The organism is Streptomyces sp. NPDC048462, assembly GCF_043200175.1.
GTDB lineage: Bacteria > Actinomycetota > Actinomycetes > Streptomycetales > Streptomycetaceae > Streptomyces.
This window is the reverse complement of the sequence record NZ_JBICXG010000009.1, coordinates 43,139-66,937: the sequence shown is the minus strand read 5'-3', so window position 1 is coordinate 66,937 and position 23,799 is coordinate 43,139. Positions and strand designations below refer to the sequence as shown.

At 71.6% G+C, this 23,799-nt stretch carries 17 protein-coding genes and 1 other RNA gene; 4 read left to right on the top strand and 14 right to left on the bottom strand.

Features of this window, described 5'->3' with window-relative positions; translation table 11 throughout:
* Positions 1 to 51: 51 nt before the first annotated feature.
* Positions 52 to 621, top strand: coding sequence for a DUF1772 domain-containing protein (locus ACGFU6_RS17290; protein ID WP_393611658.1), 570 nt, complete (start codon positions 52 to 54; stop codon positions 619 to 621).
* On the opposite strand, the gene ACGFU6_RS17285 is transcribed toward ACGFU6_RS17290, so the two are convergent.
* From ACGFU6_RS17285 to ftsE, 10 genes are all read right to left on the bottom strand, one after another.
* On the bottom strand, positions 570 to 1,712 hold the full coding sequence (locus ACGFU6_RS17285) for a uroporphyrinogen-III synthase (protein ID WP_393611897.1): 1,143 nt from the start codon (positions 1,710 to 1,712) through the stop codon (positions 570 to 572). The two genes, ACGFU6_RS17290 and ACGFU6_RS17285, sit on opposite strands and share 52 nt — an antisense overlap.
* 159 nt (positions 1,713 to 1,871) lie before the next feature.
* Positions 1,872 to 3,203 (bottom strand): nitrate/nitrite transporter, encoded by a 1,332-nt coding sequence (locus ACGFU6_RS17280; RefSeq protein ID WP_393611656.1) that lies wholly within the window; start codon positions 3,201 to 3,203, stop codon positions 1,872 to 1,874.
* A 125-nt stretch (positions 3,204 to 3,328) separates the two neighbouring features.
* Entirely contained in the window at positions 3,329 to 4,762 is a 1,434-nt protein-coding gene (locus ACGFU6_RS17275) for an acyltransferase family protein (protein ID WP_393611655.1), read from the bottom strand.
* Positions 4,759 to 6,954, bottom strand: a complete 2,196-nt coding sequence (locus ACGFU6_RS17270; protein ID WP_393611653.1) for a glycosyltransferase — start codon at positions 6,952 to 6,954, stop codon at positions 4,759 to 4,761. The genes ACGFU6_RS17275 and ACGFU6_RS17270 overlap by 4 nt, the downstream gene beginning before the upstream one ends.
* The gene (locus ACGFU6_RS17265; RefSeq protein WP_393611651.1) at positions 6,955 to 7,647 is read right to left on the bottom strand and encodes a hypothetical protein; all 693 of its coding nucleotides are present in this window, start codon (positions 7,645 to 7,647) and stop codon (positions 6,955 to 6,957) included.
* 314 nt (positions 7,648 to 7,961) lie between these two features.
* Positions 7,962 to 8,349, bottom strand: a transfer-messenger RNA (tmRNA) gene (gene ssrA, locus ACGFU6_RS17260).
* A 121-nt stretch (positions 8,350 to 8,470) separates the two neighbouring features.
* Complete coding sequence (gene smpB, locus ACGFU6_RS17255) at positions 8,471 to 8,959, bottom strand: SsrA-binding protein SmpB (RefSeq protein WP_393611649.1); 489 nt, start codon at positions 8,957 to 8,959, stop codon at positions 8,471 to 8,473.
* Positions 8,960 to 8,977: 18 nt separating this feature from the next.
* Positions 8,978 to 10,165: a S41 family peptidase gene (locus tag ACGFU6_RS17250; RefSeq protein WP_393611647.1), complete on the bottom strand. Its 1,188-nt coding sequence runs from the start codon at positions 10,163 to 10,165 to the stop codon at positions 8,978 to 8,980.
* A gap of 68 nt (positions 10,166 to 10,233) precedes the next feature.
* Positions 10,234 to 11,151 (bottom strand): permease-like cell division protein FtsX, encoded by a 918-nt coding sequence (gene ftsX / locus ACGFU6_RS17245; RefSeq protein WP_123525714.1) that lies wholly within the window; start codon positions 11,149 to 11,151, stop codon positions 10,234 to 10,236.
* A gap of 23 nt (positions 11,152 to 11,174) precedes the next feature.
* Entirely contained in the window at positions 11,175 to 11,864 is a 690-nt protein-coding gene (ftsE, locus tag ACGFU6_RS17240; protein WP_327337139.1) for a cell division ATP-binding protein FtsE, read from the bottom strand.
* 259 nt (positions 11,865 to 12,123) lie between these two features.
* Between ftsE and ACGFU6_RS17235 the strand changes: the two genes are divergently transcribed.
* Positions 12,124 to 12,327, top strand: a complete 204-nt coding sequence (locus ACGFU6_RS17235; RefSeq protein WP_393611645.1) for a hypothetical protein — start codon at positions 12,124 to 12,126, stop codon at positions 12,325 to 12,327.
* A gap of 241 nt (positions 12,328 to 12,568) precedes the next feature.
* Here ACGFU6_RS17235 and ACGFU6_RS17230 read toward each other — a convergent pair whose 3' ends face one another.
* From ACGFU6_RS17230 to ACGFU6_RS17215, 4 genes are all read right to left on the bottom strand, one after another.
* Positions 12,569 to 13,507 carry a hypothetical protein gene (locus ACGFU6_RS17230; protein ID WP_393611643.1) on the bottom strand — a complete coding sequence of 313 codons (939 nt, stop codon included), beginning with the start codon at positions 13,505 to 13,507 and terminating at the stop codon, positions 12,569 to 12,571.
* Between the two features lie 346 nt (positions 13,508 to 13,853).
* Positions 13,854 to 14,960: a peptide chain release factor 2 gene (prfB, locus tag ACGFU6_RS17225; protein ID WP_393611641.1), complete on the bottom strand. Its 1,107-nt coding sequence runs from the start codon at positions 14,958 to 14,960 to the stop codon at positions 13,854 to 13,856.
* A 71-nt stretch (positions 14,961 to 15,031) separates the two neighbouring features.
* Entirely contained in the window at positions 15,032 to 16,282 is a 1,251-nt protein-coding gene (locus ACGFU6_RS17220; RefSeq protein ID WP_393611640.1) for a serine/threonine-protein kinase, read from the bottom strand.
* Positions 16,283 to 16,502: 220 nt separating this feature from the next.
* On the bottom strand, positions 16,503 to 18,149 hold the full coding sequence (locus ACGFU6_RS17215) for a protein kinase (protein WP_393611638.1): 1,647 nt from the start codon (positions 18,147 to 18,149) through the stop codon (positions 16,503 to 16,505).
* Positions 18,150 to 18,646: 497 nt separating this feature from the next.
* Here ACGFU6_RS17215 and ACGFU6_RS17210 point away from each other — a divergent pair, with 497 nt between their 5' ends.
* Positions 18,647 to 22,198, top strand: a complete 3,552-nt coding sequence (locus tag ACGFU6_RS17210) for an FtsK/SpoIIIE domain-containing protein (protein WP_393611637.1) — start codon at positions 18,647 to 18,649, stop codon at positions 22,196 to 22,198.
* 229 nt (positions 22,199 to 22,427) lie between these two features.
* Positions 22,428 to 23,798, top strand: coding sequence for an ABC transporter substrate-binding protein (locus tag ACGFU6_RS17205; RefSeq protein ID WP_393611635.1), 1,371 nt, complete (start codon positions 22,428 to 22,430; stop codon positions 23,796 to 23,798).
* Position 23,799 lies beyond the last annotated feature (1 nt).

Genomic DNA, 23,799 nt, shown 5'->3' with positions numbered 1-23,799 from the left:
CTGCGCGCCTGAGCGATGGAGCGGGGACGGCCGGACGAATTGACTGGACGCATGACAACCAGCCAGGCCCACCGGCCCGACCACACCCTGCGCCATCTCGTCATCGGTGGCGCCGCCGTCACCACCGGACTCGTCGCGGGCACGTTCTACGTCTTCTCCTGCGCGGTCATGCCCGCCCTCGGCCGCAGCGACGACCGGACCTTCATCGAGGTCATGCAGAACATCAACGACGTCATAGAGAACCCGGTGTTCTTCGCCGGCTTCTTCGGTGCGCTGGTCCTCACCGCGGTGGCCGCCTGGCAGCAGCGCCGCTCCCCCGGCCCGCGCGGCTGGCTCTTCGCCGCGCTCGCGGTGTACACCGTCGCCTTCCTGCTCACCTCGGGCGTCAACGTCCCGCTCAACGACGAGCTCGCGCGGGCCGGCGACCCGGCGCGCATCGCCGACCCGGCCGCCGTACGGGACCGGTTCGAGGACGCGTGGGTCGCCTGGAACGCCGTACGGGCGGTCCTGTGCACCGCCGCGCTCGTCCTCCTGCTGCGGGCCGCCCGCCTGACGGGACGGCAGCTGCCTCAGGAGTCCGCGTACTTGGTGTCCGCCGCCGGGTCCAGGGCCAGTCGGTAGCCGCGCTTGACGACCGTCTGGACGATCCTGGGCACCCCGAGCGCGGTGCGCAGCCGGGCCATGGCCGTCTCCACCGCGTGCTCGTCCGTGCCGCTGCCGGGCAGGGCCCGCAACAGGTCGGCGCGGGCCACCACCCAGCCCGGCCGGCGGGCCAGGGTGTGCAGCAGGGCCATCCCGGCCGGCGGCACCGGGCGCAGCTCGTCGTCGACCAGGACGGCGTGGCCCCGGATCTCGACCCGGTGTCCGGCGATGGGCAACGTACGCGCCCGGCCCGGCAGTTCACGGCAGAGGATCTGGACGAGCGGGCCGAGCCGGAAGCGCTCGGGCTGGACGGTGTCGAGCCCGTGGGCCTGCAACGGCAGGGCGGTGACCGGCCCGACGCAGGCCGATACGACGTCGTCCCGCAGGGCGCCCAGGAGTTCGGGAAGCATGCCGCGCTCCTCGGCGCGGCGCAGCAGCGAGGCCGCGGCGGGGGCGCTGGTGAAGGTGAGCGCGTCCAGGCCGCGTGCGGCGGTGAGGTCGAGGAGCCGGTCGAGCGGGGCGATGTCCTCGGGCGGCATCCAGCGGTAGACGGGTACGCCGATGACCTCGGCGCCCGCCGCCCGGAGCGACTCGACGAAGCCGGGGAGCGGTTCGCCGTGCAGTTGGAGGGCGATGCGGCGGCCCTCGACGCCCTCGGCGAGGAGCCGTTCCAGCACTTCCGCCATGGACTCGGATGCGGGTGACCACGCCTCGGTGAGCCCGGCGGCCCGGACCGCGCCCTTGACCTTGGGGCCGCGCGCCAGCAGTTCGACGCCGCGCAGCCGGTCCAGCAGCTGGGCCCCGATCCCCCAGCCGTCGGCCGCCTCGATCCAGCCCCGGAAGCCGATCGCGGTGGTGGCGATGACCACGTCGGGGACGCTGTCGACGAGTTCCTTGGTGGCGGTGAGGAGTTCGCTGTCGTCGGCGAGCGGCACGATCCGCAGAGCGGGCGCGTGCACCACGGTGGCGCCGCGCCGCCGCAGCAGCGTGGCGAGTTCGTCCGCCCGGCGCGCGGCGGTGACGCCGACCGTGAAGCCCGCGAGGGGCCCGTGCTGTTCGTCGTCGTGCATATGGTCTACCCGGCTCTCGTCCCGCTGCTGCTCGATGGTGCGGAGTACCGAGACTGTCAACGCTGCGTGACAGGCTCGGTTCGCCCGTATTTCCCGCCCGTTACGTCACCGGACCCCGCGAGCCCAGCCTGATCCAAAGGAACGGCCCCTGGGCCATCATCACACCTCCGCGTAGCTGAGCTGCGGCTTCGCCGGGAGGACCGCGGTGCGGCGAAGGTATACCGCCCAGGTGAGCACGGAGCACACCCCGTAGAAGGCCAGGAAGGACCAGAAGGCCGCCGTCCCGGTGCCCGAGCTCTGGAAGGACTGCCGGAAGGCCAGGTTGATGGCCAGCCCGCCGAGTGCGCCGACCGCGCCGATGAGCCCCATGGCCGCCCCGGACAGCCGCCGCCCGTGCGCCGCGGCCTGCTCGCCGCGCAGTCCCAGGGCGATCGCCTTGGCGTGGAAGATGCCCGGGATCATCTTGTACGTCGATCCGTTGCCGAGCCCGCTCAGGACGAAGAGCGCGGTGAAGCCGGTCAGGAAGACGGGCAGCGACTCGATGCCGGAGGCGTACACGACGACGCCGGTCGCCACCGCCATCGCCACGAAGTTCCCCATGGTGATGCGGGCGCCGCCGTACCGGTCGGCCAGCCGGCCGCCGACCGGCCGGATCAGGGAGCCGAGCAGCGGGCCGATGAAGGTGAGCGAGGCGGCCTCCAGCGGGGTCCGGCCGAACTGGGTCTGGAGCACCAGGCCGAAGGCGAAGCTGTAGCCGATGAAGGAGCCGAAGGTGCCGATGTAGAGCACCGCCATGATCCAGGTGTGCGGGTCGCGGACGGCCTTCCCGGCGGCCCCGGTGTCGTTCTGCACGGGCGCCAGGTTGTCCATGAAGTACGCGGCGCACAGCGCGGCGACGACGATCAGCGGGATGTACGCGCCGAGCACGATCCTCGGATGCGCGGCACCCGCCGTCCCGATCACCAGCAGCCCGGCGAGCTGCACCACGGGCACCCCGACGTTGCCGCCGCCCGCGTTGAGCCCGAGCGCCCAGCCCTTCTCGCGCAGCGGGAAGAAGGCGTTGATGTTCGTCATCGAGGAGGCGAAGTTGCCGCCGCCGATACCGGTCAGTGCCGCTACCACCAGGAACGTGGTGTACGAGGTCCCGGGCTCCATCACCACATAGGCGGCGACGGTCGGCACCAGCAGGGTGAACGCGCTGAACACGGTCCAGTTGCGGCCGCCGAACCGGGCCACCGCGAAGGTGTACGGCACCCGCACGACCGCGCCGACCAGCGTCGCGGTCGAGATCAGGAAGAACTTCCCGGCCGGGTCCACCCCGTACTCCGGTCCCATGAACAGGACCATCACCGACCACAGGGTCCAGATCGAGAAACCGACGTGCTCGGAGAGGACGGAGAACCACAGATTCCGGCGGGCGATCCGCTCGCCCTTCTCCCGCCAGAACGTCTCGTCCTCCGGTTCCCACTGCTCGATCCAACGGCCAGCCATCACGCGCCTCCACGGGTCGGGGTGTTGTCCCCGAACCTAGGGAGCGCGCGTTTCGGCGTGGTGCCGTGAGGTGACCGGTGGGCAACCTTGCTCTCACCGGAGCGCGGACGCCCCGGTGAGGGCGGTCACCGGCCGCGCCGCCCGGAGGTCCCGGCCGGCTCCGGCGTGCCGGCTCCGGCGGACCGCCCGCTCGTCCGCTTCGGGGCGCCGTTGGGCCAGAGCCGGGGCCGCCGCTTCGCCGCCACGTCCTCGACCCAGCCGACCGCGACGATCATCACCCCTATCAGGGGCCAGATCAGGATCAGCATCAGCACGTTGTACGAGGCGTCGATGTACGTGCCGAGATGGTCACCGACCCATGGGACGTTCCACAGCTGGTCGATGATCGGCATCGTCGCCATGAACAGCATGTTGTGCCAGAGGTAGATCGTCACGGCCCGGTTGTTGGCCAGGGTGATCGGGCTGTCCCAGCCGGCCAGCCGGCCGGGCAGTTCCCGCCACGAGGGCGCGTACTGGAGCAGTATCGCGCAGAAGCCGAGTGACCAGGTGGCCTGGGCGAGCGGGATCTCGTCGAGGTTCCAGCCCTCCTCGGTGAGGTGTCCGGACGCCCACCAGAGGCCGAAGGCCATGAAGATCGCGGCCGAGGAGACCGAGATGTAGCGCGGGACCTTCTTCAGCAGCCCGTCGTTGTGGGCGAAACCCAGGATCCAGCAGGCACCGAAGGTGCCGAAGTCGACGAGCGCCTCGCCCGTCGCCCCGTCCACGGTGACCAGACCGGTGCCGACGACGGCGGTCAGGCCGATCGGCGCGAGCATCGTCACCCAGGGCAGCCTGCGGAACGCCTTCAGGAGCAGCGGTGAGGCCAGCACGAACCACAGGTAGGCGCGGATGTACCAGAGCGGACCCACCGCCTGCTCGGCCCACGACTGCTCCAGGAACCCGCTCTCGGAGCCGCTCTCCCAGGGGAACGGCGGCGAGCCGACCGGCAGGATGTAGCAGCCGAGCTTCAGGAACCACCAGATGCCCTCCTCCCGCACCGGTTTGAGGCCCATCACGAACATCATCGGTACGACGAGGGCGGCGAACGCCCACATCGGCGGCAGCAGCCTGCGCAGCCGGCCGCGCAGGACGCTCCAGGCCGGCCGGGCCAGCGACCGGGCCATCAGGGAGCCGGCCAGCGCGAACATCACGCCCATGGACGGGAAGAGGATGGTCAGCCAGGCCCAGCCGAAGAGGTGGAAGACGACGACGCGGACCAGCGCGACGGCCCGGAGCAGGTCGAGGTAGCGGTCGCGGCCGCCCGCCTTCGGTGCGGCGGCCACCGGCTCCTTCGCCGCGGCGGCCGGCACCGCGGCACCGGTCTCGGGCGGCAGCGCGGACGGGGCACCGGCGGACGGGTACGGGTACGGCGCCTGCCCGGTGGAGGCGTACGGGGTCTGTCCCCCGGGCCCGTACCCCTGTCCGGCCGGCGGTTGGGGCGTCTGCGCCGGGAACGGCACCGTGTGCGGCTCCCCGGCCGGCTGCTGCGGGTACGCCGAGGGGTGGCTCGGGTGGGTCATGCGACGGGCCTCCGGTCGTTGCTGCTGCCGCGCCGCTGGCTGGGCATCGAGCCGGGCGCCTCCACGACGCCGGTGCGGCGCAGCTTCTGCCAGCGCAGCCGGCCGCCGGTGAGAGCGGTGATCCAGGACTGGAGCAGCACCACGTACATGAGCTGCCGGTAGAGGATCTGCTGGAGGGGCAGCGAGATCAGATGCGTCATGCGTTCCCGGTCGAGCCGGAAGGCGTACGCGGCGCAGACCGCCTGTACGGCGAGGACGCCGAGCCAGGCGACGATCGTCTTCTGGGTGGGCCCGAAGACGATTCCGTACAGCAGGAAGACGTCGATGAGGGGGGCGAGCAGCGGGGCGACGACCATGAACAGGGCGACGAACGGCAGCCCGACGCGGCCGAAGCGGCCGGAGGGTCCGCGATCGAGGACCGCGCGGCGGTGCTTCCAGATGGCCTGCATCGTGCCGTACGACCAGCGGTAGCGCTGCGACCACAGCTGCTGCACGGTCTCCGGCGCCTCGGTCCAGGCACGGGCGTTCTCCGCGTACACGACGCGCCAGCCGTCCCGGTGCAGGCCCATCGTGACGTCGGTGTCCTCGGCGAGGGTGTCCTCGCTCATGCCGCCGATCCGGTCCAGCGCGTCCCGGCGGAACGCCCCGACCGCGCCGGGGATGGTGGGCATGCAGCGCAGCAGGTCGTACATCCGGCGGTCGAGGTTGAAGCCCATCACGTACTCGATGTGCTGCCAGGCCCCGATCATCGAGTCCCGGTTGCCGACCTTGGCGTTGCCCGCGACGGCCCCGACCCCGGGGTCGGCGAAGGGCTGCACGAGCTCGCGGACGGTGGACGGCTCGAAGACGGTGTCGCCGTCCATCATCACGATGATGTCGTGGCGGGCGTGCGCGATGCCGTTGTTGAGGGCGGCGGGCTTGCCTGCGTTGCGCTGGCGCACCACCCGGACGTCTCGCAGCCGCATCGCCTCGACGATGTCGGCGGTGCCGTCCGTGGAGCCGTCGTCGATCACGATGACTTCGACCGGATAGTCACTTGCCACCAGGGAGCGCACCGTGTTGGCGATGCACTCGCGTTCGTTGTACGCGGGCACCAGGACGGTCACCGGGCGGGTGACCGGTTCGCCCCAGCTGAAGCCCCGTTTGCGGACCCGGCGGGCGTGCGCGAAGGAGAGCAGCAGCATCAGCCCGAAGCGGGAGATGACCAGTACCCCGATGACGGCGAGACCGGCGACCATGACATCGGTGATGTGGTCCGAGACGCCGACGGCGTAGACGAACGCCCTGCCCTTCCACAGCGCGAGACCGGTGACCGGGGTGTGCGCGCTGGGGGCGCCGAGGGCGTCGGTGAGGTTGGCGAACTCGTATCCCTCGTCCTGCATCCTGGGCAGGAAGCGGTCGAGCGCGGCCACGGTCTGGGAGCGGTTGCCTCCCGAGTCGTGCATCAGGACGATGGCGCCCTTGCCGTGCTTCGGGGTGGCGTTCTTGATGATGGTGCGGACGCCGGGGCGCTTCCAGTCCTCGCTGTCGGTGTTGTTGACGACGGTGAGGTAGCCGCGGCTGCCGATGTACTGGGTGACCGGCCAGGACTTGTCGTCCATGGCGTCGGCGAACGAGGAGTACGGCGGCCGGAACAGCGAGGTGCGGATTCCGGCCGCGCCGGCCAGCACCAGCTGGTTCTGCGAGAGTTCCCAGTCGATGCGGGTGTGCGACTGGTAGGAGAGGTCGGGATGGTTGAAGGTGTGCAGCCCGACCTCGTGCCCCTCCCTGACCATGCGCTCCACCAGCTCGGGGTAGCGCGAGGCCATGGTGCCGGTGACGAAGAAGACGGCGTGCGCGTCGTACTCCTTGAGCTTGTCGAGCACGCGCGGGGTCCACTCCGGGTCCGGGCCGTCGTCGAAGGTCAGCACGATGTGGTGGTCGGGGATGCGCAGGGTCTTGGCCGGTTCGCTCGCGCTGCGCGCGTCGATGACCGGTCCGCCTTCGAGTACCTGCTCGGGGACCTGATCGGTCGCCGCCGGTGGCTGGATCCGGTGGTCGGCAAGGATTTCGCTGTGCACGTAACCGCGCAGCATCAGCATGGCGAGCAGGGCGACGAGGAGCAGGAACGGCAGCAGATAGCGCATGGGAAGCCTGCGCCGCCGGGTCTGCTTCTTGCGGTTGTGCCTGCCCCGTGTGACGGGGGTGGTCATTTACTGGACGCCTTCTTGCTCTTCCACAGGGGGCTGCGAGGACTCGGCGGGGGGCGGTGTCGTGGGGTCCGACGGCGGTGCCTCGGTGTCGGCGGGAGGCGGTGCGGTGTCGTCGGTGGCCGGGGCGGATGCCGTGGTGCCGGAGGACGGCGCGGTGCCACCGCCACCGCCGCCGGCGGACTCGGACCGGTTCCCGGCCGGTACGACGGCGTCCGGTGCCGAGGAGCCGGTGCCGGACGCCGGGGCGCCGGCGTCGGCGGAACTGCCCGGCACCACGGGGGCACTGCTTCCGGCCACCGGTGCGGACGGCGAGGAGCCGGCCGTCGCGCCGGGGGTCACCGGGGCGCTCACGCTCTCGTCCGGCGCGGGCGACACCTCGACCTCGTCCGCCTTCTTGTGCTCCTCCTGGCCGGAGAGCGGCAGGAACGGAGCGCTGGAGTTGCCCCCGAGCACGGTGCCGACGAGCGTCACCGCGAAGCAGACGCAGACCGCCGCGATCACCCAGCCGAAGCGCCGGAACGTCTTGCTCCGCCGCCCGCTCTCGTCGACGAAGACAGGGCCGTCGGAGCCTTCCGGAGCGCCGGGTTCCGGGAGCAGCTCGGAGAGCTGGCGTCCCAGACCGTCAAGTTGGATGGTGACTTCGTTCGGCTCGTGTGTGTGCCCCGCATGGGCACCTTCACGCCAAGTTTCCACTGGTGTACGCACTTCCCCCACTCAAGATCGGGTGCGCGCAACTGACCGGTTATATGCCGCCGGACCGGGCCCCCACCCTGTCCACGCGCCCCCTACCACAGTGCACCCGGACGATGAATGTAGCGCACGCCGAGGACGCCGCGACCCTACTGTCCGGTGTTGTTCATCATGAGGGGTGCATCTGTTCCACCTCGAACGCCGCCGCACGCCGGGACGCGCGCCCCCGCGCGCCGGTCGTGGCCTGCGGGCCTTCCGGGCAGACAAAAACGAGGACCCCGTTGCCGGTGGCAACGGGGTCCTCGTTCACATGGGAATTGTGGAGATGGCGGGAATCGAACCCGCGTCCAACGGTGCGGAATCAGGGCTTCTCCGAGTGCAGTTCGCTGCGCTTTTCTCGGCCCCGGAGGTCACGCGAACAAGCCTCCGACAGGCCCAGTCACTGTTTGATTTCCTTCAGGGCCCCGTGACCGGGCCTAGAAGTTTAGATCCCTAAATGATGCCAGGATCCGGGTCGGGATCACCCCCGGGCTGACACTCCGCAGAGTCTTCGCTTAGCTGCTAATTAGGCAGCGAGGGCGAAGGCGGAGGAATCGCGCTTGGAATTGGCGATTATTGGTTGCGACATATGGTTAACGAGATCATTGCCGCTTCCTCGACTCGCTTCCCCTGCTTCGACATCCGCTGTCGAAACCGATCATCCCCATGTTGATTTTTCAAAGGTGGTACACACCCCGTGGGGTGCAGTGCCATCGTACGTGACCAACGTGCGCCGATGCCAGCGTATTCCTGGCGGACCGGCCGCCGGCCGCCGTGTCCGGCCCGGTCAGGCGGCCCGCTGGCGGCGGCGCGCCGCCGAGATCGCCCGGTTCGTCTCCCTGGTGTCCTGCTTCTCGCGCAGCGTCTGCCGCTTGTCGTACTCCTTCTTGCCCTTCGCCAGCGCGATCTCGACCTTGACCCGGCCGCTGCGGAAGTACAGGGCGAGCGGCACGATCGTGTGCCCGGTCTCCTGGGACTTCGACTCCAGCTTGTCGATCTCGGCCCGGTGCATCAGCAGCTTGCGCTTGCGCTTGGCCGAGTGGTTGGTCCAGGTGCCCTGGACGTACTCGGGGACGTGGATGTTGTGCAGCCACGCCTCGCCGCCGTCGATCTGCACGAAGCCGTCCACCAGGGAGGCCCGGCCCATGCGCAGCGATTTGACCTCGGTACCCATGAGCACGAGGCCGCACTCGTAGGTGTCGAGGATGGTGTAGTCGTGGCGCGCCTTCTTGTTCTGCGCGATGATCTTGCGCTCTGGGTCCTTTTCCTTAGCCATAGTGCGGCCATTTTCGCACTACGACCCACCCCCGAGGCCACTCAATACCGTCTCGGCCCTCTTCTGGGCCCCCGAGCTCACCGCGAGGTCCGGTGTGATGCCCCGGTCGTCGACGCTGCGGCCCGCCGGAGTGCGGTAGTGGCCCACGGTCAGCTCGGCCACCGATCCGCCCGCGAGCTTGCTCGGCATCTGCACCGAGCCCTTGCCGAAGGTGCGCGAGCCGACCGTGACCGCGCGGCCCCGGTCCTGCAGCGCGCCGGTCAGCAGCTCGGCCGCGCTCATCGTGCCGCCGTCGATCAGGACGACGACGGGGCGCGCGGTGTCGCCCCCGCCGTCCGCGTACAGGGCGCGCTGCTCCCCGTGCACGTCGTAGGTGGCGACCAGGCCGCCGTCCAGGAAGGCGGAGGCCGCGGTGACCGCCTCGGTGACCAGACCGCCGGAGTTGCCGCGCAGGTCCAGCAGCACCCCGGCGCCCGCCGGCGCGTCCCGGACGGCGTCACGGACCCGGGCGCCCGACCCCTTGGTGAAGGAGCCGACCTCGATCAGGACGGCCGCGCCGGCACCGGTCCGGGCAGGGCCGAGCCGCCGCGCGGTGACGGTCTCGGTGGTGAGCCGGGCCCGGTGCAGCGTCTCGGTCCGGCTGACGGACCCCCGCTGCACCCCCAGCACGACGGGGCTCCCGGCGGCGGCGCCCGTACGGTCACCGCGCAGCAGGGCCACCACGTCGGAGACCGGGCGCCGGTCGACCCGGCTGCCGTCGACCGTGCGGATCAGGTCGCCCGAGCGGACACCGGCCCGGTCGGCGGGGCTGCCCGGCTGGACCCGGGCGACGGCGACCAGCCCGTCGGCGGAGCGCCTGGCGGCGATACCGACGCCCGTGTACGAACCGTCGAGGGCCTGCTCGAACTCCTGGTACGCCCGCTCGTCGTAGACCGCGCCCCAGCGGTCCCCGCTGCGGCTGACGACCTCCTCGGCCGCCTCCGTACCGGACTTGCCGTCCGCCACCGCCTCGGCCGCGGCGTCGGCCACCGCGTCGCGGCCGGCGACGGAGGCGACGGGGCGGGTGTCGGTGTCCCGGCCCCGTCCGTCACCGCGGGGCAGCGAACCGGTGGCGGCGCCGGTGGCGAGCACACTCGCGAAAACCAATGTCAGGGCCGCCCCGCGGCAGAGTCCGCGGGGCCCTACACGGTGAACGGGGCCAGACATGGCGCCGAGTCTAGGACAAGCACCCCGGGGCGCACGGGCTGTTGACCGCGCGCCGTACGGGGCGCACGTCACACCTTGAGGTACTTGCGGAGCGCGAAGAGCGCGGCAACCGCGGGCATCAGCAGGCCGATCGCCAGTACCAGCGGCAGCTTGGTGAGGACCGCGTCCCAGCCGATGAAGTCGATCAGGTTCAGCTTGTCCTGCAGCGCGAGACCGCCGTCGATCAGGAAGTAGCGCCCGGCCAGCAGCATCACGCAGGCCAGCACGCCGCCGATCAGACCGGCGAACGCGGCTTCCATGATGAACGGCATCTGGATGTAGAAGCCGGAGGCGCCGACGAGCCGCATGATGCCCGTCTCCCGCCGTCGGCTGAACGCGGACACCCGGACCGTGTTCACGATCAGCATCAGCGCGATGACCAGCATCAGCGCCATCACGAACAGCGCGGCGACGTTCATGCCGTTCATCAGTCCGAAGAGGTTGTCCAGGATGCTTCTCTGGTCCTGGACGGACTGCACCCCGTTGCGGCCGGCGAAGGCGGTGGCGACGACCTTGTACTTCGTCGGGTCGTGCAGCTTGACCCGGAAGGACTCCGGCATCTGGTCCGGCGTGATGTTGCCGGCCATCGGGGAGTCGCCGAACTCCTCCTGGTAGTGCTTGTACGCCTCGTCGGACGACTCGTACGTCACCGTCTCGACGACGTCCATCTTGTTGAGATCGCCCTCGATCTCCTTCTTCTGCTGTGCGGTGACAGCACCCTTGGCGCACTGGACCACCGTCTCCGCGTCCCCCTTGCCGCACAGGTAGATGGAGACGTTGACCTTGTCGTACCAGTAGTCCTTCATCGTGCTGACCTGCTCGCGCATGAGCAGCGCGCCGCCGAACAGGGCAAGCGAGAGGGCGACGGAGACGACGACGGCGAAGGTCATCGTGAGGTTGCGACGGAGGCCGACGCCGATCTCCGACAGGACGAACTGGGCGCGCATGGCGTCCTTTCAGTGCTGGGTGCTCAGTGCTGGTAGCCGTAGACGCCGCGCGCCTGGTCGCGTACGAGACGGCCCTGCTCGAGCTCGATGACGCGTTTGCGCATCTGGTCGACGATGTTCTGGTCATGGGTCGCCATGATCACGGTGGTGCCGGTCCGGTTGATCCGGTCCAGCAGCTTCATGATGCCGACCGAGGTCTGCGGGTCCAGGTTGCCGGTCGGCTCGTCCGCGATCAGCAGCATGGGCCGGTTCACGAAGGCCCGCGCGATCGCCACGCGCTGCTGCTCACCACCGGAGAGCTCACCGGGCATCCGGTCCTCCTTGCCGCCGAGCCCGACGAGGTCGAGGACCTGCGGGACCGCCTTGCGGATCTCGCCGCGCGGCTTGCCGATCACTTCCTGGGCGAACGCCACGTTCTCCGCGACGGTCTTGTTGGGAAGCAGCCGGAAGTCCTGGAATACGGTGCCCAGCTGGCGGCGCATGTGCGGCACCTTCCAGTTGGACATGCGCGCGAGGTCCTTGCCCAGGACGTGGACCATGCCCTGACTGGCGCGCTCCTCACGGAGGATGAGTCGCATGAAGGTGGACTTGCCGGAGCCGGAGGAGCCCACCAGGAAGACGAACTCGCCCTTCTCGATATCGAGAGACACATCCCGTAGAGCGGGACGGCTCTGCCTGGGGTAGGTCTTGGAGACGTTGTCGAATCGGATCACGGATGCACCACGGTCGGCCGGGAGTAGGTGAGCGTGACCATACGCGAACCGGACTGACGCGTGCAGGCGCGCGTACCGGGATGGGCGATTTATGGCGGAACGCAAGCGAGCGCGAACCGGGAGCTTCCGTGACCTGTCCGGCGGGCCGCGCCGAAATCCTCGCGAGCTGGCACAGTGGTAGGGGGAACGGTCGCGTTTCCGTGAGCGTTGTGCGGAGAGAAAGCTTGTGCGGCTCCGCCGCGCGGGAGGAGGAAAGCGCATGACCTATGACCGATTGGTGTGCGCGAACTGTGCGGCGCCCGTGGCCGAGGGCCGCTGCCCCGTGTGCCGGGCCAGCCGTGCGCGGCTGGAGCAGCAGGGACACGGCCAGGGCCCCTTCGGCGGGATGAACCCCATGATGCTGATCGCCCTGCTGGTGGTGCTGCTGTGCGCGCTGGCGCTGCTGGCCCACCAGGCGGCGTGACCGGGAGCGACTGCCCGGCTGCCTGACGCCTGCGGTGGCCGAGCCGCCGCATCTGCCCGTCGCCCCGGGATGCCCATTGCTGCCGGTTCCCGCAGCGGGACGGCGCCGCCGGGCCCCCGATCCCGTTGAGGAGCGTGTTCAGGGCTCTCAGAGGCGCACAAGGGCCACCCGTACGCAGAGGGCCCCGGTCCGCCGAGGCGGACCGGGGCCCTCTGGTCGTACATCTACCGCTTCAGGGCCGTCAGGCGGCCGTGCGGCCGTTCACCAGGCGCGGGAGGATCCGGAAGCCGATGCCTCCGGCGATCATCGTCGCGGCACCGATCAGCAGGAACGTGGTCTCGGCCGCACCGGTCTCGGCGAGCTCGTCCTTGCCCTTGCCCTGCTCGGCCGGCTGGTTGCCGACCGAGTCGGTGTCGGTGTTGTCGGCGCACTCGGCACCGTTCAGGTCGACGGTGCAGGCGCCCGTGTCCCCGGTGGAACCGGTGGAACCCGTGGAGCCCGTCGTGGAGCCCGTGGAACCGGTGGAACCCGTGGAACCGGTGGTCGAGCCCGTGGTGGAACCGGTGCTCGAGCCGTTGGTGGAGCCGTTGGTGGAGCCGTTGGTCGAGCTCCCGGCATCCGTACCGGCGTCGGTACCGGCATCCGTACCCGCGTCCGTGCCGGCGTCGGTCCCGGCATCCGTGCCGGCGTCGGTACCCGCGTCGGTCCCGGCATCCGTACCAGCGTCGGTACCAGCGTCGGTACCAGCGTCGGTCCCGGCATCCGTACCAGCGTCGGTCCCGGCGTCGGTACCAGCGTCGGTCCCGGCATCCGTACCAGCGTCGGTACCAGCGTCAGTCCCGGCGTCCGTACCCGCGTCGGTCCCGGCATCCGTACCAGCATCGGTCCCGGCGTCGGTCCCGGCATCCGTACCGGCATCCGTACCCGCATCGGTACCGGCGTCGGTACCCGCGTCGGTCCCGGCATCCGTACCAGCGTCGGTACCGGCGTCCACGCCGCCGAGCAGGCCGCCGAGCAGGCCGCCGTCGTCACCGCCTTCGCCGTCCTTCGCAGTCACACCGGCGTGGGAATCCCCGCCGGTGAAGGCCTGCGCCGCACCCGCGGCGGTGAGCGAGGCGCCTGCGGCAATGACCGCACTCGCGGCTATCCGCGCGACGCGTACTCGCGTCTTCTTCGTCATGTGCTGCTACCCCCAGTAGCTGTTCTCGTCAATGGAGCAGCCATATGCGGGGCCACGGCCCTGCGGGGTTTGCTCCGAACGCCGGCCGGCGTAGTACCGCGGCCGTGCCGCCCGCCCCCGATCACACCTGTCCCAGACATACGCATGCTGCTCCAGCAGCCTGTCCAGAGTTAAGGACTACGTCAAGGCCGATCCAGGCAATGTGCGCCGTTTTGGAGCCAATTGACCTTCATTCGGCATCAGGACTGTGACGCACTCACCACTCCATCCCCTCAACTCCCGGTCCGGAACGCGAAGGAGCCCGGACGGTGGTGACCGTCCGGGCTCAACTGCTCAGCGAGTGAGGCTACTTCTCGTTCTGCTTGCGCCAGCGGATGCCCGCCTCGACAAAACCGTCGATCTCGCCGTTGAAGACCGCTTCCGGGTTGCCCATCTCGAACTCCGTACGCAGGTCCTTGACCATCTGGTACGGGTGCAGGACGTAGGAGCGCATCTGGTTGCCCCAGGAGTTGCCGCCGTCGCCCTTGAGCGCGTTCATCTTCGCCTGCTCCTCCTGGCGGCGGCGCTCGAGGAGCTTCGCCTGGAGGACGTTCATCGCGGACGCCTTGTTCTGGATCTGCGAGCGCTCGTTCTGGCAGGAGACGACGATGCCCGTCGGCAGGTGGGTCAGCCGGACCGCGGAGTCCGTGGTGTTGACGCCCTGGCCGCCGGGACCGGAGGAGCGGTACACGTCGACGCGGAGCTCGGACTCGTCGATCTCGACGTGGTCCGTCTGCTCGACGACCGGGAGCACCTCGACGCCCGCGAAGGACGTCTGGCGGCGGCCCTGGTTGTCGAAGGGCGAGATCCGGACGAGCCGGTGGGTGCCCTGCTCGACGGAGAGGGTGCCGTAGGCGTACGGGACCTCCACCGTGAAGGTGGTCGACTTGATGCCGGCCTCTTCGGCGTACGCCGTCTCGTAGACCTCGGTCTTGTAGTTGTGCCGCTCGGCCCAGCGCAGGTACATGCGCTGGAGCTTCTCCGCGAAATCGGCCGCGTCGACGCCACCCGCCTCGGCGCGGATGGTGACGAGCGCCTCGCGGGCGTCGTACTCACCGGAGAGGAGGGTGCGGACCTCCATCTCGTCGAGCGCCTTCTTCACGGAGGTGAGCTCGGACTCGGCCTCGGCGAGCGCGTCGGCGTCGCCTTCGTCCTCGGCGAGCTCGAAGAGGACTTCGAGATCGTCGATGCGGCCGCGCAGGGTCTCCGTCTTTCGGACCTCGGCCTGGATGTGCGAAAGCTTGCTGGTGATCTTCTGCGCCGCCTCCGGGTCATCCCAGAGGGACGGCGCCGCCGCCTGCTCCTCGAGCGCGGCGATGTCCGCCCTCAGCGCATCCAGGTCCAGGACGGCCTCGATCGACCCCATGGTCGAGGAGAGGGACTTCAGCTCTTCGGAAATATCGACGACTGCCACGGGTCCAGCGTAACGGCTGTCGGCGCGGACGTTCCTCGGGCCGCGTCATCGCCGCCCCGACGCCCCTTCGCTCAGGGCGTGCCGGGGGCCGAATTCCGGGTGTCCTGGGGGTTCGCCCCCGCGTCGTCGCCGCTCATCGCCAGCCAGCCGCCGACACCGAGTGCCGCGACGAGTATCAATGCCGCCGCACCCAGGGTGATCCGGCGCTTGCGGATGGCCGCCGACTTGTTGCGGGCCGAGCCGGGGCGGGGCCGGCCGGGGGCGCGTGGGGCGCGGGCCGTGCCGCGGGGGCCGCCGGAGAGCTCGTCGGGGGCCGGGACGCGCATGCTCGTGTGGGTGTCCCGGTTGGAGTCGGGGGACGAGCCGGGGACCAGCGGTACGGCGCCGCGGCGGCGGGGCTCCTCGGCCGCCGGGGTGTACTGCTGCTCGTCGTAGCCCTGCCCGTGCTGCTGGGGCTCGGGTTCGTCGTCCGGCTCGTCCACGTCCAGCGGCGGGATACCGGCGAGGTGCGGGAGCTGTTCGCGCAGCCGGGCGGCCAGCTCGGAGGCGCGCAGCCGGGAGGCCGGGGCCTTGGCCAGGCACTGGACCAGCAGCTGCCACAACTCGTCGGGGATGCCGGGGAGCGGGACGACGGTCTCGGTGACATGGCGGCGCAGTACGGCGCCGGGGTGGCCGCCGCCGAAGGGCGTGAAGCCGGCGAGGAGCTCGTACAGCACCGTCGCGAGGGCGTAGATGTCGACGGCGGCGCGCGGCGGGAGACCCTCGACGATCTCGGGGGCCAGGTAGTCCGGCGTCCCGATGATCTTGGTGGCCTTGGTGCGGCGCGGGGTGTCGATCAGCTTGGCCACGCCGAAGTCGGTGAGCAGCGCGGGGTGGGAGTTGCCGGGCCCGAGCGAGCCCTCCATGTCGAGCAGGATGTTCTCCGGCTTGACGTCGCGGTGGACCACCCCGGCGGCGTGCGCGGCGGCGAGTCCGTCCGCGACGTCCGCGACGATGGCGACGGCGGCCTCCGGGGCCAGCCTGCGCTCGCGGTCGAGCCGGGTGCGCAGGTCCGTGCCGCGCACCAGGTCCATGACCAGCGCCAGGTCGGTGCCGTCCACCACGAGGTCGCGGACGGCGACGATGTGCGGATGGTCCAGGCCGAGCAGGGCGGTGCGCTCCTGGACGAACCGGCCGACGAGTTCCTGGTCGGACGCGAGGTCCTCGCGGAGCAGTTTGATGGCGACGGGCCCCTCGGGGCCGTCGCCGAGCCACACCGTGCCGGCGCTGCCGCGCCCCAGGATCTGGTGGGCGGTGTACCGGCTGCCGATATTCCGTGCCAAGACTGCTCCCTCAGCGGCTGGCGATTGGGCCCTCGCGCAACAACCCCCGGTCGACAAAGTTACGCGGCGATCGGGGGGTTGCGTGCCCTGGATGGCGCCAACCTTCACTTCTGCGTACGAATTGCCAGGGAATTGGTTCACAGAAGTCGATATAGCTACAGAATTGACGGGGCGTCCAGGCCGGATCGGCGGCGCCCCGTCCCTGTTCCGTCCTGTCCCGTCAGTTGCCGCTGCCGCCCAGCGCCGAGACCCAGTCGCTGATCTGGCTCGCGGCGTCGCTGATCGCGTGCCAGTAGCTCTCGCCCTGGCCGATCCAGTCCTTCAGCGGGGTGAGTTCCCAGATCAGCCAGCTCGCGACGACGAGCAGGACCAGCGTGAACAGGCAGCCCTTCAGGCAGCCGAGACCGGGGATCTTCATCGGATTGGCGCCGCGCTGCCTCGGCTCGCGGGGCGGGCGCTGAGCAGGCTGCTGGGGTTGCTGCGGCTGCTGCGGCGGCGCGTACTGCTGACGCTGCTGCTGCGGCTGGTACTGCTGTTGCTGAGGCTGGTACTGCTGCTGCTGCGGCTGGTACTGCTGCTGAGGCTGCTGCCGGTTCTGCGGCGGGTACTGCTGCTGGCGGCGCTGCTGTTGCTGTTGCTGTTGCTGCGGCTGGCGCTGGGGGCGGCGGCGCAGCGGGTCCTGGCTCGGGTCGAGGTACTGGACCTGCGTCTGGTCGTTGCGGTCGCGGGCGGCCTGCAGCTGGGACTGCCACGGGTGCGGTCCGTCGGACTGCGGGGCACCCTCGGGCTGCGCCGGGACGGGCGGCATGACCGCGGTGGGGTCGGCGTGGCCGCCGCCCTGGCCGGCGTTGTGCTGCATGACGCTGGTGGCCGCGTTCGGGTCGTACGAGCCGGCGTTGCTCGGCAGCACCTGCGTCGGGTCCGCCGCGCCGGGCGTCTCCGGGACGGCGGTGGGCGCCGGGTCGGGCGCGAGCAGGACGGCCACCCCGTCAGCGGCGGCGATCTGCGCCGAGTTCGCGTGCACGCCGATGCCGGCGGCCACGGTGCGCAGCGCGCGGGCCAGGTTCTCGGCGCTGGGGCGTCGGTCCGGGTCCTTGCTCAGGCAGCGCTCTATGACCGTCCACAGGGGCGCGGGGACCGTGCTGGGGCGGCGCGGCTCCTCGCTGAGGTGGCGCTGCAGGACTTCCAGGGCGGTGCCCCCGGCGAACGGCGGGCGGCCGGTGAGCAGCTCGTAGAGCAGGATCCCGGCACCGTAGATGTCGACCGCGGACGTCTGCGGGCGGCCCTCGGCGGACTCCGGCGCCACGTAGGCCGGGGTGCCGACGAACTCGTGGGTCCGGGTCAGCCCCGGGGAGTCCGCGAGCCGGGCGATGCCGAAGTCGGTGAGCATCGGGTGCATCTCGCCGTCGCGCTCGGAGACCAGCACGTTGGCGGGCTTCAGGTCGCGGTGGACGACGCCGTCGGCGTGACTGGCGGCAAGCGCGTCCGCGATCTGCGCGGTGAGCAGCGAGGCGGCGACCGGCGAGAGCGGGCCGTTGTCGCGAAGGTAGCGGTGCAGGTCGGGGCCGTCGATCAGGTCCATCACCAGGGCGAGGAGGTCTCCCTCCACGACCAGGTCACGGGTGCGCACGATGTTCTCGTGGGTCAGCCGCAGCAGCACGGAGCGCTCGCGCAGGAACCGCATCACGACATCCGCGTCGTTGGCGAGCTCCTCCTTGAGGACCTTGATCGCGACGAGCTCTCCGGGCTGGCCTGTGACGGCCGCCTCGGCGCCCGCGGCCTCGCGCTGGCGGGCGCGCCAGACGGTGCCCGTGGCGCCGCGTCCCAGCGGCTCCTCGAGCAGGTACTTGCTGCCTACCGGCCGCACGTCATGCGCTCCCTGCTGATCGTGGTGCTTGCGGTCCCCCGGATTCCTCCAGGAGTTTCCGGCCCACTCTAGAGCCTGCCCGGGAGTGGGTGACCGACTCCGCCCGGTTGCCGGTTTGTCCGTAATTCCCCGAGGGCCGGGTCTCCGCGCCCGGGGTGCACCGGTTGCGGAGGAAGACGCTCAGTTCGTCACGATGGTTGCCACGGCGAGGGGCGCGCGACGTCTGCGGGCGCCGGCCCGGACCGTGTCGGACGTGCCGGGGAACGGTTCAAGCAGGCACTTTTGTGCGCACAGCAGACCTTTCAAGATCACTTAGCGGTGGCCCCCGGGCGTGTTGTCAGCGGCAGGTGCGAGGATGCCCCCAGCACGGAACCGTGGGGTCGGAGCCCTGCGGTACGTGACGAACCTGTACCGGACGACGCGTCCGTGCCGGGTGGGGGGAATCACAGGGCTTTTCCCCTGCCGGGCACCCCGCGCAGAAGGGACCGCTGACGGCGATGCAGATCCGGCTGACCGTCCTCGCGCCGCGCAGCGGCCAGACCCCGGCGCGCGCCTGCGACGTGCTGGTCACCGCCCCCGCGGGGACGGCACTGGCCACCGTGGCGTCCGGCCTGGCCGCGGCCGTCTCCGGGCCCGACGGCTCCCTCGGCAGCGGCGCGGTCGTGCTGTTCGCCGGGCGGGAGCGGCTCGACGCGCAGCGCAGCGCCCTCGGTGAGCCGCCGCTGGTCGACGGGGCGGTGCTCTCGCTCCAGGCCCCGGGCGAGGACGAGTCGACGGACGACGCCGTTCCGGCGCAGTTGCACGTGATCGCCGGACCGGACGCGGGCGGGGTCCACCTGCTGCACGGCGGGCAGATCCGGATCGGCCGCTCGGCCGAGGCCGATGTGCCGCTCGACGACCCCGACGTCTCGCGGCTGCACTGCGCGGTGACCGTCTCGGACGACGGCCGGGTCTCGGTGGCCGACCTGGGCTCCACCAACGGCACCTCGCTGGACGGCGCCGAGGTCCGCGACCGTCCGGTCCGGCTGAAGCCCGGCGCGCTGCTGCGACTGGGCGAGTCGACGCTCCGGCTGACCTCGGGGGCGCGCACCCCGACGCTGGAAACGGCGCCGGACGGCGAGGGGCATCTGCGGGTGACCAGGGCCCCGGCCGACCCGGACCCCGGTTACGGGGACGGCTCGGGCCACGCGTACAGCGCGGCCGCTCCGCCCGGCCCCGGCGCCCAGACCGAACCCGGCTTCCACGGACACGGACACGGGCACGGATACGGCCACGAGCACGGCACGGACGACGAGGCGGGCGGGCAGGCCATGGCCAGGCCCGGCCCCGGACACCCCGGCCGCCGTCTCGACGAGGAGGCGCCCCGGCGCGGCATAGGCGCCTGGGCCCGCCGGCTCGCGGGCGGCAAGGGCGATCCGGTGCACGAGAGCGCGCCCGACGAGACGGCCGCGCCGGCCCCGGCCCCGGCCACCTTCACCGCGCTGCCCACCGCCCCGGAGGGCACCTGGCCCGACCCGGCCTCCGTACTGCTGACCGCGCTCGGCCCCGGCCCCCGGCTGTGGGAGCGCGGCACCGAGCATCCGGAGGCGCTGGTCGTCCGGCTGGGCACGACCGAGCGGGCCGAGCTGCCCGCCGTGCCGGTGACCGTGGGACTGCGCGAGGCGGGCTCGCTGGGGCTCGCCGGACCGCGGGACCGGCTCATGGGTCTCGCCCGCTCGGCCGTGGCGCAGCTCGCCGCCCTGCACTCCCCCGCCGATCTGGAGATCGTGCTGATCAGCACGGACCGGGCCCGCGGTCTGGACGAGCGCAGGCGCGAGTGGTCCTGGCTCGGCTGGCTGCCGCATCTGCGCCCGATGCACGGCCAGGACTGCCGGCTGCTCCTCGCGTACGACCGTGAGCAGGCCGTCGCCAGGACCACGGAACTGGTGCGCCGGCTGGACGACGGGCCGCTGGGCACCGGCTGGGCCAGCCTGGACCGGGCGACGGTCGCCGAGGCCGCCCGGCACTACGAGGGCCCCTTCACCGTGGTGATCGTGGACGGCGACCCGGGCTCCTCGGCGCTGCGCGAGAACACCGCCCGGCTGGCCTCGGCCGGCGCGGCGGCGGGCATCCATCTGATCTGTCTGGCCGAGACCCCGGCCGCCACCCCCACATCGCCGGTCGCCGCGACCTACGAGGCGGCGTGCCACGCCTCCATCGCGTTCCGGGAGTGCGGGGCGGTGGCGATGCTCAGCGGGGACGTGGCGACGGCCCTGCGGCTGCTGCGCACGGCGGGCGGCCGGGCCGCGGGCCACGGCACGGTCGCCGCGGTGGACGCGGTGTCGGCGCACTGGGCGCAACGATTCGGCCGGGCGCTGGCCCCGCTGCGCGCGGAGGGCCCGTCCGGGCTGCCGGGCCGGCCGGCCGCGGTGGCGCTCCCGCCCTCCGCCCGCCTGCTGGACGAGCTGGGCCTGGCCCGCGCCACCCCGGCATCCCTGATGGCCCGCTGGGCCTCGACGGCGGCGGACCAGCCGGGCGCGACGGTGCGCGGTTCGGGCAGCTGGACGGGCGGCGCGGGCGACGGCGCCCCGGGTCCGCGCGTGGGGGCGCAGCGCACGAGCGCCGAACCCCGCACGGAAGGACCGGGCTCGGGCCGTACCCCCTACCCCGACCGTCAGCGCCCGTACGAAGGCACCGGCTCGGGCCGCACCCCTTACCCCGGCCGTGCGGGCGCGTACGAGCGCGCCGACGGATCCGCCTCCGGCCGCAACCCGCATCCCCGGGTGGGCGGCCAGCGGTACGAGGCGGGGTCCGGGGAGTCGCAGAGTTCACGCACCCTGCCCGGCTCCGACACCCGTGCCTGGGACGGTTCCGCGGATGTGCGGGACAGCGACAGTCTGCGGTCGGCCGGTTCGGGGCGCTCCCCGGGCCGGGTCAGCGGTCCGCGCCAGGGCGACGCCCCGCGGATCGCCACCGCGGACACCGGTCCGCACCCGGCGGTCCGCGCCGACGAGGGCGCCGCCTTCGCGGGACGGCCCGTCGTGGTGCTCGGGGCCGGTCCCCGGGGCCCGGTGAGTGTGGATCTCGCCGACGAGGGGCCGCACCTCCTCATCGAGGGGCCCGGCGGCAGCGGACGCACCGAGCTGCTGAGGGCCGTCGCCGCGTCGCTGGCGGCCGCCGCCCGGCCCGACCGGCTCGGCATCCTGCTGGTCGACGGCGCCGGGGGCGAGCGCGGCGAGAGCCTGCGCCCGTGCACCGAACTCCCGCACGTGTTCACCCACTTGGTAGCCTCCGACCCGGTCAGGATGCGGGAGTTCGCGCAGGCGCTGGGCGCCGAGGTGAAGCGGCGGGCCGAGCTGCTCGGCGGGCTCGGCTTCACCGAGTGGCACGACCGGGCCGACGCGGCCCGGCGGACGGCCGGTCAGCGGCAGCCGAGTGCCCCCGGCGGACAGCACGGTGACGTGGAATCACAGATGAGCGGCACCCTGCAGCTGCGGCCGATGGCCCGGCAGCCGGAGCCCGGCCCGTCACCGCTGCCCAGGCTCGTGGTGCTCGTGGACGACTTCGACGCGCTGATCGCCCCGGCGCTCGGCAGTCCGGGCCGGCCGGCCGCCGGTTCGGTCGTCAGGGCGCTGGAGACCGTGGCCAGGGAGGGCGGCAGGCTCGGTGTCCACCTGGTCGCGACGTCCGCCCGCCCGGACCGCACGGAGGACACCGACCTGGCGCGCGGGGCCCGGCTGCGGGTCGTGCTCGATCCGCCCCGTTCCGGCGCGGTCCCGCCGTCGCCGGACGATCCGGCGCCGGGACGTGGCCGGCTCGGCCATCCGGACGGGCGGGTGACGCCGTTCCAGGGCGGCCGGGTCACGGGCCGCATCCCGCGTACGGCGACGCTGCGGCCCACGGTCGTACCGCTGGAGTGGGAGCGGATGGGCGACCCGCCCACCCGCCGCCCGGTACGCGAACTGGGCAACGGGCCGACCGACCTGGCGCTGCTGGCCAGCGCCCTTGAGCGCGCGGCGCGTTCGGTCAACGCGGCGCCGCTCGCACCACTCGCACCCGCCCACTCCTGAGGGACGACGGGCCGGGAGGTACGGGCCGGTCGTCCCCAATCTCCGTATACCGTCACTGACTTGACGTCACGAGCCCATCACGATCATCGAGTTGGGCCCGATTCCGGTATTGCGGCACCCGGGTGCCGGGCGTAGGACTGTGCGCACACGACCAAGTGAAGAATGACCGGCACCGTCGGGACTCCGGCGGTGCCGGTCGGTGCACGCGCACAGGAGAAACGGGGCAGGGATGCGCACAACGCTTCGGATTCGCAGGGCCGCCATGGTCTTCACAGCCATCGGAGCACTGGCACTCACCGGCTGCGGTGACGACGGTGACGGCGGAAAGGGCAAGGCCGACGGGGGCGGCTCCGAAGGCAGCAAGGACAGCGCGTCGAGCGTCGCACTGCCGAAACTGAACGGCGAGAAGATCTCCGTCGCGGCGGTCTGGACCGGTCCGGAACAAGCCAACTTCGTCAAGGTCCTGAAGGAGTTCGAGAAGCGCACGGGGGCGACGGTCACCTTCGTCCCGGCGCAGGACCCCATCGTCAACTTCCTCGGTACGAAGATCGCGGGCGGCCAGCCGCCGGACGTCGCGATGATCCCCCAGGTCGGCGCGATCCAGCAGGCCGTCGCGAAGAAGTGGGCGAAGCCCGCCGGAGCCGAGGCCAAGGCCCAGCTGGCCAAGAACTACTCCAAGGCCTGGCAGGACCTGGGCGCGGTGGACGGCGCCCAGTACGGCGTGTACTTCAAGGCCGCCAACAAGTCGCTGGTCTGGTACAACGCCAAGGCCTTCGAGAACGCCGGGGCGTCCGAGCCGAAGACCTGGAAGGACTTCATGGCGACCGCCGAGACGGTGTCCGCCTCGGGCGTCACCCCGGTCTCGGTCGCCGGCGCGGACGGCTGGACGCTCACCGACTGGTTCGAGAACATCTACCTCTCCCAGGCGGGCCCGGAGAAGTACGACCAGCTGGCCCAGCACAAGATCAAGTGGACGGACCCGTCCGTCAAGGACGCACTGACCACACTCGGGCAGCTGTTCGGGAAGCCCGCCCTGATCGCGGGCGGCGCCGACGGCGCACTCCAGACCGAGTTCCCGGCATCGGTCACCCAGACCTTCACCGGCGGTGACCAGCCCAAGGGCGCGATGGTCTTCGAGGCCGACTTCGTCGGCGTCAACATCCAGCAGACCAAGGCCAAGATCGGTACGGACGCCAAGGTGTTCCCGTTCCCCGCGGTCGGCGCCGATTCTCCCGTGGTGACCGGCGGGGACGCGGCGGTGGCGCTCAAGGACAGCAAGGGCGCCCAGGCCCTGCTGACCTGGCTGGCCTCGGCCGACGCCGCGAAGATCGCGGCCGAGCAGGGCGGGTTCATCTCGCCCAACAAGACCCTGGACGTGGCCGCTTACCCCAACGAGGTGCAGCGCACGATCGCGAAGGCACTGATCGCGGCCGGTGACGACGTCCGGTTCGACATGTCCGACCAGGCCCCGCAGTCGTTCGGCGGGACGCCCGGCAAGGGTGAGTGGAAGAGCCTCCAGGACTTCCTGAAGAACCCGAAGGACATCGCGGGGACCCAGGCCAAACTGGAGTCCGACGCGGCCAAGGCGTACAAGAGCTGAC